We start from the raw sequence: 12,911 nt of genomic DNA, 5'->3' as shown, positions 1-12,911 counted from the left end.
GGAGGAAAAAATGGGAATTTTAAACGCGATTTGGACTTTTTTTGCGACCTACATTTTACAAAAGCCGCCTTATATGGTAGGTTTTCTTACCTTGCTGGGCTACTGCCTGATGGGTAAAAAATGGTATGACACCCTTGCCGGAACCTTGAAGGCCATCATCGGTATGCTGATTTTAAGTGCCGGCTCCGGCGGACTCGTAACGAACTTCCGCCCCATCCTTGCGGGACTGAAGGACAGATTCAATTTGACCGCAGCCGTTATTGATCCATACTATGGACAGAATGCGGTAACTGCCGGTGTGGAAGAAGTCTTCGGAAAAGGATTTTCACAGGTAATGACTCTTCTTCTCATCGCCTTTATCGTAAACATTCTTCTTGTCCGCTTCAACAAGATTACAAAATGTCGTACCTTGTTTACGACAGGACATGTACAGGTACAGCAGGCAGCAACGGCATACTGGCTCATCCTCTTTGCCCTTCCCGCCCTTCGGGACAACAACTTTGCACTTCTGATTGTAATGTCCGTTATCCTCGGTGCTTACTGGGCAGTCGGATCCAACCTTACCGTAAAGCCAATGCAGGAACTGACAGAGGGCGCCGGCTTTGCCATTGCACACCAGCAAATGTTCGGGATTCGTCTTGCTTCTTGGGCTTCCGAAAAACTCTTCGGCAGCAAAAACGGACAGAAGGAAGTTAAAAAAGTGGGCGACCTGAAGATGCCCGGTTTCTTTTCCATTTTCAGCCAGAATATGGTTTGTACCGCAATTTTAATGACTGTATTCTTCGGCGCCATCATGACCGTAATCGGAAAACCCTTCTTCGTAAAAGCGGAAGCCATAAAGGAAAAGGACAATTTTGCATTCTATGTATTTAACACCTCCTTACAATTTGCTGTATATCTTGCTATTTTACAGCTTGGAGTTCGTACCTTCGTAACGGAATTAACCGCATCCTTCCAGGGAATTGCAGACAAGCTTCTTCCCTCTTCCGTACCCGGTGTAGATTGCGCCGTATGCTATGGATTTGGCGATGCAAATGCCGTAACCTTTGGTTTCCTTGCCGGTCTTACAGGACAGATTATTGCTATCGTAGCCTTGATTCTTATGGGCTCTCCAACCATCATCATCTGCGGATTCGTTCCCGTATTCTTTGACAATGCAACCATCGGTCTTGTTGCCAATGAAAAGGGTGGACTTAAGGCCTGCCTTGTTATACCATTCATTTCAGGGCTTATCCAAGTATTTGGTGCCGCTTTCATCTCCGGCTGGGTTGGTCTCGCAAACTACGGCGGATACCTCGGCATGTTTGACTGGGATACAGTATGGCCCATGTTTACGGTAGTGATGCATTATCTTGGCTACATCGGTGTAGGAATCGTGGTAATTGTTCTTCTTGCGATTCCGCAAATCGAGTACCGCATGGATCCGAAAGGATACTTCCTCATTACGGAAGATTACGATGCCTATCTTGAGCACAAGAAGGCTAAGAAGGGAGCATAAACAATGGCAAAATTAGACGGAAAGAAAATCTTGGCTTGTTGCGCAAACGGGGCGGGTTCCTCTCTTATGATGGAACTGGCCATCCAAAAGGTAACAAAGCGCCACAATATCAAGCCTGCAGAGCTGACCCACTGCCCTATTTCAGAAGGGCAAAGTGCAGCGAAAAACTACGATGTGGTTTTTTGTTCCAAAGCATTTGCGGCAAATTTTGAAAACTTGGGCGGAAACACGGTTGTCATTCCCCTAAAAAATGTTATGTCCGATAAAGAAATCGAAGAAGGTCTTCAGACCGCAGGTCTCTTAGACTAAGACCCAAGCGAGTCCGAGGTATTCCCTCGGACTCGCCTTTACCGATAAACTGTTTTTATAACAGCCCCTGTAGAATAGAGTAGTGCCTATGAAAAACAGCAAAGCAAATGTAGAAGCAAGACAAAAGAATATCCTGCAATATGTCAGAAAAGCCGGAGAAGTCAATTCCTATGACTTGGTCGATGAGTTTAAGATTTCCATCATGACCGTAAGAAGGGACTTGGAGGAACTGGAACAAAAGCATCTTTTGAAGCGCACCCACGGTGGTGCCTGTACCTTGGATTATGTCAAAGGCAGTAAGTCTCTCAGCAAAAACATCAGGATATGCAGAGATCTCATTTCCCGATATGCCTCTTCCCTAATCAAAGACAATGATCGTATTTTTATCAACGGCAGCAGAACCGCTTTAAAAATGCTCGAGTATGTAGGAAATAAAAACGTGACCGTGTATACCAATAACGGTCTTGCATTCGGAAGAAAATTTCCGGAGAACGTCTCCATCCATATGACCGGGGGCGAGTTGCGAAACCACATTCTCGTAGGTGATGCAACCATGAGAAATATTCTGGATGTTACAGCCAATAAAACCTTTATCGGTTGCTGGGCAGTCTATGATGACGGCGCCTTTTTATACAACATCCCAAATGAAATCGGAATTAACGAAGCCATGATCAGCCGAACCACGGAAGACCTTTACATCCTTGCCGATCACAGCAAATTGCAGAGGCATGATAACCTGGAAAGCAGCTATGGAAGCTGTATCTATGATAGAAAAGTAACGCTTATCACGGATAACCAGGCAGATGCGGAAATTATAGAAAAGCTCCGTGCCAGCGGAATTGAAATCATTATTGTTTAGTATTGAAAAAACAGGCCGGAAGCCTTTATTTTAAAGTCACTTTGACAGAAAGGGAATCAACTATGGTGTCCAGAAAAATTACAGTAACAAACGAACAGGGATTGCACATGCGCCCTGCCAGTATTTTCAGTCAGGCAATGACCCCCTTCTCCTGCGATGTCAGCATTTTTTTAAAGGATAAAAAGTACAATGCCAAAAGTGTTATGATGCTGATGAGTGCCTGCATCAAACGCGGTGCGGAAATCGAAATCCGCTGTGAAGGGAGCGACGAAGAAGAAGCGATGAATAAGGCTATTTCCCTCATCGAAGGTGGTCTGGAAGACTAAAATTCTTTCTTTAAAACAAGGAGAAAAGCAAATGGTAAACGGAATTCCCGCCTCTCGCGGCATAGGAATCGGCAGCATCTGTGTCATCGAAGAACATGAGCTGAAATATGAAGCGATAAAGATTGAAGATACGGAAAAAGAACAAAAAAGATTTCACGAAGCAATTGAACAGTTTAAAAAAGAAACCGAAGAGATGGCGGAAGACATCCGAAAGAGAATCGGTCCAAAAGAAGCGGAAATTCTGGAAAGTCACCTTGTTATGATCAGTGACCCCACCATGGCTGATGAAATGAGCAATATGATTGCAACGGGCCAGTGTTCCGAGTCTGCCGTAGAAGCGGTCTGCGACATGTTTATCGGTATGTTTTCCAAAATGGATGACGAATTCATGCAGCAAAGAGCTGCCGATGTCAGTGATATCAAGCTAAGTCTTTTGAAAATCCTACTGGGCGTCCAAGATGTGGATATCCGTAAACTTGCTCCCGGCACCATTCTGGTAGCAAGAGACCTCACTCCATCCATGACCTCGCAAATTCACAAAGAAAATGTTGCGGGAATCTTAACCGAAATGGGCGGAAAGACTTCGCACTCCGCGATTCTGGCAAGGGCTTTGGAAATTCCCGCCGTCCTCTCCGTTCCCAATATTACATCTCTAGTAAAAGATAAGGATACCGCCATTGTAGACGGCACGGAAGGCATTGTTTACATTAACCCTGAGGGTGACACACTTTCCTCCTATATTTTGAAGCGAGAGGAATATATTCGAAAACAGTCGGAACTGAAGAATTTTCACGGTAAAGAAACAAAAACGGCAGACGGTGTCGCCGTGGAGCTTTTCTGCAACATCGGAACCCCGAAGGATGCCAGGAAAGCCATAGAATGCGACGGAGAAGGCGTGGGGCTCTTCCGCTCCGAATTCCTCTTTATGGACAATAAACGGATGCCCACGGAGGAAGAACAATTTGCTGCCTATAAAGAAGCGGCAGAAATCATGGGAGGGAAGCCCATCATCATCCGCACGCTGGACATCGGCGGAGACAAAGACATTCCTTACCTGAATATGAAGAAGGAAGAAAATCCTTTCCTCGGGTATCGGGCTATTCGGTACTGTCTCGGAAACAAAGAAGGCTATCGTGCACAGCTTCGCGCCATGTTACGGGCAAGTGCCTTTGGCAAGATAAAAATCATGATTCCTCTTGTAACTTGTGTAGAGGAAATGCGCAGCGTAAAAGAGCTTCTTTCGGAAATAAAAGCAGATTTGGATGCCGAAGGGATTGCCTACGATAAAAATATTGAATTAGGATGCATGATAGAAACGCCTTCCGCCTCTCTTATCGCGGATCTTCTGGCTAAAGAAGCGGATTTCTTCTCCATCGGCACAAACGATCTGACCCAGTATACCATGACTGTGGATCGAGGAAATGCGGATGTCGCATATCTCTACTCTACCTTCCATCCCTCTGTACTTCGTTCCATAAAACGAATCATTACATGCGGAAAAGAAGCCGGAATTCCTGTCGGAATGTGCGGTGAAGCTGCTGCGGACCCGCTCTTGATTCCTCTTCTTATTTCCTTCAGACTGGACGAATTCAGTGTGAATCCGGTACTTGTACTAAACACAAGGTGCGTCATTTCCAAATGGACAAAAGAAGAAGCGGATGCTCTGGCAGAAAAAGTACTTTCTCTTTCTACCGAGACGGAAATCGTCACGCTATTAAAGGCCAACGCAAAAGAATAAATAAGGTTTAGAAAGAAAGGAACCGCAAAAAACTAAACGAGATATCGTACGCTTTGCACACGATATCTCGTTATGAATTTTAAGCTAGCGAGAGCGTGCCCTAATTTCAGACCTATACTGCATATAAATCTTAACTATTTTTATAAGCTCTTTTTTATAGACAGATTGTCATATAAGGGGGAATGCAGAGAATATCCTCTTTAATCAGTAAATTCCTTGGATGAATAATATATGCCTCTCCAATTCGAGCTTTGTATTTTTCCATAAAGCGTGTTAAAGAGTTTGTGGTATATCGTTTTCCGGATTTCACTTCTATGGGAAACATCTTGTATTTTAGCTTACTGTTATTGGAGATGATAAAGTCTATTTCTATATCATTTCTATGTTTTTCTTCAGAATAATGGGTATAGAAATACAGTTTATGGCCATTGGCAACAAGCATCTGCGCAATAACATTTTCGTAAAGCATACCTTCATTTAAAGACAATTTATCGTTTAAAATCTGCCGATAGATTTCACCTTCCAAGAGTTCATTTTCATCAAAAGCATGGCTTAGCAAAAGGCCGGTATCTCCCATATAGCATTTTACATAGCTACGGTCTTCGTACAGGGACAAGCCAACATTAGGATCGCTACAGAGGAAACATTCATTGGATATCATGGAATCGGAAAGCCAAAAGAAGGTTTCACTATATTGCTCTGCATAGCTTCCCTCCTGTATAGTTTTGAACACTACACGTTTTTCATGTTGGGACAGAAGCCCGGGTATTTGGTCATAAATAGCAAGAACCTTACTCCTATATTGGGCTTTGATTTTCATAATATCATTTCGATATAGCTTCAAAATATCTCGTTTTTCTGCATCTACGGCAGTAAAGTCTTTTCCTCTTTCTACAAATAAAGAAACCGGCTTAGGCATTCCGCCCACTAAGATGTATTGCTTGAATAGATGCATGGCTTTATTATGCATGCCTCTTTCTAAAGCTTCTCTTTTTCCAAAACAGTTTTTGATATAGTCTATCAGCTGTTCTTCACCGAGAGCCCAAGCAAATTCTTCGAAATCCAGGGGATACATATTGATGCTTCGCTCTTCCGAGGGAATCACAATATCCTGAATATTTTCCTTTATGGAGATTAAGGAACCGGTTTCTATATAGTCATATCTGCCATCGGCCACAAGATATTTTATCGCTGCTCTGGCTTGGGGAAAGCTCTGTACCTCATCAAAAATAATTGCCGATTTTCCGAAAATCAGCTTTACGCTAAAGTAGGTTCCCAGCATCATAAACAAATCATCCAGGCGATTCAAATAAAGATTAAAGAACTCCTCCACGTTTTTATCCTTTTTAGCAAAGTCTATGATGATATAGGATTCGTATTCTTTTTTTGCAAATTCTTCTACGATGGTGGACTTACCGATTCGTCTGGCTCCTTCCACCATGATAGCCTTCTTTCCTTGGCTGTTTTCTTTCCATTCCAGCAATTTAGCATAGATTTTTCTTTTGAGAACCATAGTGCTATCCTTCCTTTTGATGAACAATGGCTTAATCCCATCATAAAGCTTGAATTCTGGGCATATTATAGGCGAGTCTTTGATTATACGCAAGTATGGAAAACCTATAAACTTTGATTATGCGCAGGTATAGATACACTCCAATCTTTGATTATACGCAGATATAGGAAGGTCAAAATCTTTGATTATGCGCAGGTAAAAATTTACAAAGTGGTAGTCAACTAGAAGTTGACTACCACTAAGCATGTAAAAAGATCGATAAACCGGCCTTAGCCGGATTTGTCGGTCTTTTTGTGGGGCGTTTTTTACAGCCCCTTTTCTTTAACTCAAGATATCCACCACTTCCTTATCCTTTTTACTTACTCGAATCTTCACTCTGTCTCCCGGGAAAATCTTTGCTCTTTGGTAGGCTCTGTAGGCTTTTGCAAGATACTGTTCCCCTTTCCAGCTATACTCGATATACGGTCTGTACATCCGACTGTCCATGCCTCTTAACTGTTCATTGTAGGGTGAACCGTTATCCCTGGTAAATTCCACCTTGACTTCCTTACATACACCATAGGTTCTGCCTTCTTCCGTAAAGCCGTATTTGTTGAAAGCATAGGACAGGAAAAGAATCAAAATTACTGCAAAGATTATATTTTCCATACCATCCTCCTCGCTTTTATTGAACCGTTTTCTTCTTCCGAAGGAAAAGGACGGTTCCTGTAAGGCAAAGCAAGAACAAAATCAAACTGCCTATCGCACAGAGACCGAAAATGCGTTCCCATATAAGATATTCGGCGGCCTTGGATGCGGATTTCTCTACCAAATCCAGATACTTAAGAGAATTCGCAAAACGAAAACGCTCCACAAACTGCCAAGCACAGAGCACTGTTCCTGCTGCAAAGATTCCATCAAAAAGAACAAGTGAAAGAAGGAGTCCTCCTCTCTTTTTCTCTCCCTTCCCTCTCCTCTTCATGAAGAATGCGGATAGGATTATCACAAAAAGACTGCACACCGCTCCCAGAATGGCAGGAAAAAAACTTTTCCAGCTCTTTACATCGGTCTTTTTGTTCAGTACCCCTCCTCCTCGGTATAAGGTCAAGGTTCTGGAAGCGGCATTTCCGTTTGCGTCCTTTGCCAGAATTTCCAGCACATTTTCTCCCGGACTCAAGGAAAAAACATAAGAAAAGTTACCGGAGGAATCCAATGCAACCGCCTTTCCCGCAATACTTAACTCATTTCCCCCCGTCATCTTCCCCATAATCGTAACGCTGTTTGTAAAAAAGGTCTTTCCGTCCAGATTTTCAAACAAGGTGATGGATGGCGGGATGGTATCGGAATAGACAGAGGAATCCACAATATAGAAAACCGAATCCTCTACTCCCATTTCCGCATAAATCTCATTTCCCATATCTTCCAGGTCAAAGGATAAGAAACCGCTATCCTTTACCTTATACTGCCCCTCTTTTCCATTTACACTGACCTTTACTTCTCTTTCCTTCTCTACCTTATACTCAAGAGAGATTTGGGAGGAAGATGTAATCTGCTCCGCCTTTAAGCTAAGGTATTCCTTATCGAGGTCAATCTTTTTTACCTTATACTTTGACCAAATGGAGTCGGAACGATAAGCCAACTGAATCTCCAGATTCTTGGTTCCTTCCGAAAAAACGATGGAACTGTCTTTCACATCATTCTCAAATTCGCCCTTATAAATGGTTTCTCCGTCAGCCACTACCAGCAATTTATAGTTCTGATAAGACCAATCGGTAAAATCGGACCAATCTATCGTGCAGATATGCTCATGCTTATCAATTTTAACTATATAGTCCGCAATTTCACTCTTTTCGTTGGGATTGGAATAGCTGAAAGACTCCGTGCTCGCCGAATCAAAAACTTCGGCTTCTCCGTCATTGTAATGCACATCGAGTCGCAAGGTATAATCGCCACCGGGCAAAGCACTGAGATTCGCATGAGCAGCTGTCGCCTCATTTGCACTTGCCATCCCATCCATGATCTTATTGCGGTTTTCCGGGTCGGAAGAACTGATCGCATAAATCTCATAAGTATAATATACGTTTTCTCCCTCAAAGTCCGCTTGGAAACTGAGGTCTATCCCGTCCTCCTTAAGCTCTCCCAAAGTAAAATACTGAATCCAAAGTCCGTAGTTATCCCTGAGAATGGAGTAGTTAATCTCCTTATTGGAACCCAAGTCATATTCCACGGACCAGTCTCCCGCCGCGGCGCCTTTAATGCGGTAAGTTCTCCACAGATCTCCCTCTTTCATTTCAACGCCTTCACTTCCGGCACCAAGCCTTTCCCCTGAAGGAGAGATAAAGGTAATGTCCACCTTTTCCGCATCATAGGTAAACATAACCGTAAGGTCTCCGGGCGTACTCAGGTTTGCAATAATGCTTTGCTTCGGTTCCGTATAGGCGGTAAACGGGAAGAGACTAAACAAAAGCAAAAAGCAGAGTATAAAACTGATTTTTCTGATATTTTTCAACATACAATCTCCCCCGAAGCTATGTTAACGTACCGTTTCTGTTTCCGATTCTTCCGTTTTCATCGATATAGTAAAATTCACCACGCACTTTGCCGTCACTGTCCTGATTTCGTGTAGTAAAAATTAATTGCAATTTCCCATCATGATTTCGATAGAGTCCAAAGGCCATTTCTCCTTCTTTTTTGTGCTCGAGACTGATCATCCACCAGCTGATATCATATTTAGTTGTTCCCACATAATATAGGCCGACAAATCGGGAGTGCGCATCCAGTTCTCCGGTTCCTGTTGAATCAATGGAAATCCTCTTATCTGCCGTTTCCCAGAATAGTCCCGCCTTAACCTTGGCAGAGAGTCCTCCTACCTCAATATCATCCAAAGCAAGCAGACTGTTACTATAATTAAACGTTCCTATATGAAGCTCTGCATCCACCAGCTGAATCTCACTTAAGAATTTTAATTTTGCCTTAGCTTCCGCGGTAATAGGAGCCACCCTGAGCGTTGCTTCCGTTTCGGGCATCTCCAATAGACTGAGGTCCCCTACAAACGGCTTTAACTCAGGTATATATTCTTTTATCTTTAAGGTACTGAGGCTTGCTTTCCCCGTAAATTTAAGACTTGCCCAAGCCCCTTTTTCCGCAGCCTTATCAATATCAGAGACTTTAAAGGTAAAATCATTAACTTCAACCGGAATCGCTGTAGGCAATTTAATCGCTTTCGGAAGCTCTGTGGTTACTTGCGCATAATTCGGTATCAGATTCTCTTTCCAAGAAATCTCTGCTCCCACTCCGCCATCCATGAAGAAATCAAATCGTATTAAGCCCCCCACAGTGTATTCATTCTTTATAGTGTCAACATGTATCTTGAATTCACCATTAAAAAACACGGGAGAGTTCATAAAGTTAATCTTATGGATGAATTCCGATTTAGACGGATCTTTGTAGGACACATCTATCAAAACACCGATTTTTTTGTTCGTAAATATCGCATCACTCTCTGCAGAAAACTTGAACAATTGCAAATTTCCGGTAGCTTTTAGGATTTGCTTCTGGTAAGGGAGGATTGTTGTACCGGTTTTGTAATAAAAACCTATACTATTGGGGTACAATCTTGCTGTCACCTTATCAAACTTGGTCAGATTGACCACTTCCAGCAAGCCCGTAGAGATATCATCCACCTTATATTTTTTGTAATCATAGATATTCTGCGGATCATTGTATAATCTGAAATCTTCCAGTCTCGGGAACTGTATGGCAATGCCTTTCTCTGCCATATACTTTGCAATACCTTCCGAACCGGACACATCATACTGAATGTAGGAGCCATCGTAATCCGATACGCTGATGGAGCCGTCATTTTCCAAGTCTCCCTGTAAGTGAATATCCCCTTTAAAATGAAGCCAGCCGTTTAAAGTCACTGCCCCGCTTAAGGTATAATCATTCTCGGCGTTCTCTATTTTTTCCGCGGAAGTAAACACATAAGGCCCGAAAACCGTTTTCTTTTGATCACCATCTGCAATAACGGAAAATCCTTTTTGTATCACTTTCTTTTTTCCGTTAAAGCTGACTTCCACATTGTAAGAACCGACTGCAATGCCGGCAGGCACGGTCATTTCATAGGTTTCTTTATCGATATACTTTGTCGTAAGGGTATAGTCGATATTGCCGTTTAATTTGACTGAAATCTTGTCCTTTTCCTGAAATCCTTCTCCCTTTAACCGAACCGTTGTATCCTGCATTCCTTTATAGACAAACCTTGGAAAAACACCGTCGATTCGGACATCCTGCATAGCTCCTAAGGCATTTTCGTTGTCTGCAGCGCCTTCTAAAGAATATGTTTTTACATCTCGGCTGTTTTCAGCCGGTAAAGTAAGTTCCAGGGTTCTGCCGGACATCGTCAGTGTATCTTCCGCCTTATATTTTACTTCATACTGACTGTAAACCTGTGCGTGCAACATATCGTAGAAGGAGCTCAGACTGGAACTGTCGTACACATAGACAAATTTTCCGTTTCCGCTGGAGGCTATCGTACTCAAATAAGCGGTATCGACTTCGTTACCGAGTCCCATGGTGTAAATGGTAATCCCCTGCTGCTGTGCCTTTTTCCCTATCTCTCTCTGAATCTCCTCTGCCGTCTTCGGATAGTTATCCTGTCCATCCGTCATAAGAATCAGAACATTGCTTTCCGTAGACTTTGTTCCGTAATTAGACAGACTGTCTACAACGGCATGGAACATATCGGTTCCGCCATCGGCTTCCATACTTTCCGCAAGGTCTATCAGCTTATCGTCAGAAGCGCCGAAGGATGCCGCATCCACGATTCTGTCATTGAAAGTTACGATAGAAAGATTTTCATTCTTATTCTTATCCTGAATGAAGCGGAGCACCGACTGCCGTAAGTCCTCTATGCTGCCTTGCATACTGCCTGAAACGTCACAAACCAGAATAATGTTCGATGCCGTATAATCCAGCTTCTTTATGCTAAAATCCGTGATTTCCGTTCCGCAGTCATAGAGTTTCAGTGCCTTCTGTAAATCCTTTACATCACTGTAATTGCTGTCAATCTGCACGACAGCCGTAATCTCTTCAAACTTTTCCGTATTGATTTGTCCTATGGAAATGGCGGTCTTTGCCTTACTGACGTATTCCACGGCAGCCTGTGAAAATTTCTTGTTTTTCTCTTCTTCCTCCGTATCGGAAGAGTTCTTCTTTGTTTTCTTTTGTTTTTTAGAATCGACGGAAGTATCCGCATCCTCCGTATTTTCCTGCTCGGGCATCACCGCATCCGCTTTGGAAGAAATAATTTCCTCTACATCCACGGTCAAAGAGTGATCCAGCACCGTATCTACATAGTTTGATACATTTTTAATATTTTCCGACTCATCCTCGTCATCATTTTCAATTACACCGATAATTTGAGACATGGCTGCAACATAGCTATCGTCCTCATTGTCCTGGGAACTGTAAATAGCCTCCCTTAAGTACTGATCGGTTGAAACTTCATTTCCGAAATAGTTTTCAATTTTTGCAAGCTCCAGATTCACCTTCGTGGCATCTGTGCCGGCTTCTTCCTCTGCCGCTTTCGTTAAATTCTCCTTGATGGTGTAAAGGACAGGCTCCTCCAACTGTCGGTCCAATGCCTCCACGCGTGCCTTTAGCGCCTTCCTTTCCTGTACGGTCATATCCTCGTGGATATTGCGGTAAATCTTATTCAGTTGCCTTGTAAGCTGCTCCGCATCCCGACTGTCAATGCTTTGGAATGCGTCGGAGAAGTCCTTTTCCCCTACCAAATTACCCATATACAATTCCGCCGCTATCATAGATTCATGATAGGAAGAATCCGCTTTCAGATTCTCGGTAAGCTCTGCAAAATCTCCGTCCATAACATACGATTTGATACGAGCCTTGTTTATGGAATCAATAGAGAAATACTCCTTATTTTTTCTTCCATCTCGGAAAAAAGCTTCTTGTACTTCGCTGTAGATTTTGTTTCTTCTTCGCCTATATTTGCATAGTCTGCAGAAACCTCGGAAACCGCCTCCGCATACTCCTTCGCCGTTTTGGAAACGGAATAAGAGCTCTGAATGGCCTTCTCCACCTTTTTCTCTATTTTGCCGTCTTGCTTTTCCAGCGCCTTCTTAGCCGTCTCATATTGCTCCTTGGAATAGCCGTATTCCGTGATATCCTTTCCCTGGCTCGTAAGATAATCCGCCATAATGACATCGGATAGCGGATCCTGCATCTGTTCCGACGCTAAAAGAAGCTCCTCCGATTTTTTGGAAATCAACTTGGTATTTTCACTTAAATAAAGATAAAGCGGATAGGCCCGGTCATACTCTCCCTGCAACAAAGCCATTCTGGCCGTTGCCAGCCTGCACTCGTCATCATAGCCGTATGCCTCACTGTACTGTTCTATAACCTCCTCCGCTTCCGGATAGGCTTTCTCATCAATCAGCGCATTCATGAATTCAGTCATCTTTTTCTGTGACAGCACGGGCTTATGCTTTAATTCCGATGCAAAAGCGGACAGACCGCGAAACAGAAGTCCTCCGCTCAAAACCAGTAGGAGCAGCGAAATTATGATTTTTTGAACTTGAAAGGCCTTTCTTTTTACCAAAAGTACTGTAGCAACTACCGCTCCGGGCAATAAGCCAAGACCAAGTTGTAAGTAAATATTCATTCCT

General features: G+C 43.1%; 10 protein-coding genes. 5 read left to right on the top strand and 5 right to left on the bottom strand.

Annotated features, from left to right (window positions below; all coding sequences use genetic code 11):
- The first annotated feature begins 10 nt into the window (after positions 1-10).
- From HMPREF9124_RS04695 to ptsP, 5 genes are all read left to right on the top strand, one after another.
- On the top strand, positions 11-1,498 hold the full coding sequence (locus HMPREF9124_RS04695) for a PTS ascorbate transporter subunit IIC (protein WP_009429397.1): 1,488 nt from the start codon (positions 11-13) through the stop codon (positions 1,496-1,498).
- Between the two features lie 3 nt (positions 1,499-1,501).
- On the top strand, positions 1,502-1,807 hold the full coding sequence (locus HMPREF9124_RS04690) for a PTS sugar transporter subunit IIB (protein WP_009428296.1): 306 nt from the start codon (positions 1,502-1,504) through the stop codon (positions 1,805-1,807).
- A gap of 88 nt (positions 1,808-1,895) precedes the next feature.
- Positions 1,896-2,666, top strand: a complete 771-nt coding sequence (locus HMPREF9124_RS04685; protein WP_009427742.1) for a DeoR/GlpR family DNA-binding transcription regulator — start codon at positions 1,896-1,898, stop codon at positions 2,664-2,666.
- Between the two features lie 62 nt (positions 2,667-2,728).
- Positions 2,729-2,992 (top strand): HPr family phosphocarrier protein, encoded by a 264-nt coding sequence (locus HMPREF9124_RS04680; RefSeq protein ID WP_036597646.1) that lies wholly within the window; start codon positions 2,729-2,731, stop codon positions 2,990-2,992.
- A 31-nt stretch (positions 2,993-3,023) separates the two neighbouring features.
- Positions 3,024-4,730 (top strand): phosphoenolpyruvate--protein phosphotransferase, encoded by a 1,707-nt coding sequence (ptsP, locus tag HMPREF9124_RS04675; protein WP_009429727.1) that lies wholly within the window; start codon positions 3,024-3,026, stop codon positions 4,728-4,730.
- 154 nt (positions 4,731-4,884) lie between these two features.
- On the opposite strand, the gene HMPREF9124_RS04670 is transcribed toward ptsP, so the two are convergent.
- The 5 genes from HMPREF9124_RS04670 to HMPREF9124_RS04650 form a co-directional block, all read right to left on the bottom strand.
- A complete protein-coding gene (locus tag HMPREF9124_RS04670) occupies positions 4,885-6,243 on the bottom strand; it encodes an ATP-binding protein (protein WP_009428581.1) in 1,359 nt (452 codons plus the stop codon).
- A gap of 321 nt (positions 6,244-6,564) precedes the next feature.
- Entirely contained in the window at positions 6,565-6,891 is a 327-nt protein-coding gene (locus HMPREF9124_RS04665; RefSeq protein WP_009428442.1) for a hypothetical protein, read from the bottom strand.
- 16 nt (positions 6,892-6,907) lie between these two features.
- A complete protein-coding gene (locus tag HMPREF9124_RS04660; RefSeq protein WP_009428631.1) occupies positions 6,908-8,734 on the bottom strand; it encodes a hypothetical protein in 1,827 nt (608 codons plus the stop codon).
- A gap of 16 nt (positions 8,735-8,750) precedes the next feature.
- Positions 8,751-12,110: a vWA domain-containing protein gene (locus tag HMPREF9124_RS04655; protein WP_009429184.1), complete on the bottom strand. Its 3,360-nt coding sequence runs from the start codon at positions 12,108-12,110 to the stop codon at positions 8,751-8,753.
- A 26-nt stretch (positions 12,111-12,136) separates the two neighbouring features.
- A complete protein-coding gene (locus HMPREF9124_RS04650; protein ID WP_009429436.1) occupies positions 12,137-12,907 on the bottom strand; it encodes a hypothetical protein in 771 nt (256 codons plus the stop codon).
- Positions 12,908-12,911: the final 4 nt, after the last annotated feature.

Source organism: Oribacterium sp. oral taxon 108 str. F0425 (genome assembly GCF_000214455.1).
GTDB lineage: Bacteria > Bacillota > Clostridia > Lachnospirales > Lachnospiraceae > Oribacterium > Oribacterium asaccharolyticum.
The sequence above is the reverse complement of the archived record's forward strand: the minus strand, read 5'-3'. Positions and strand labels throughout refer to the sequence as shown.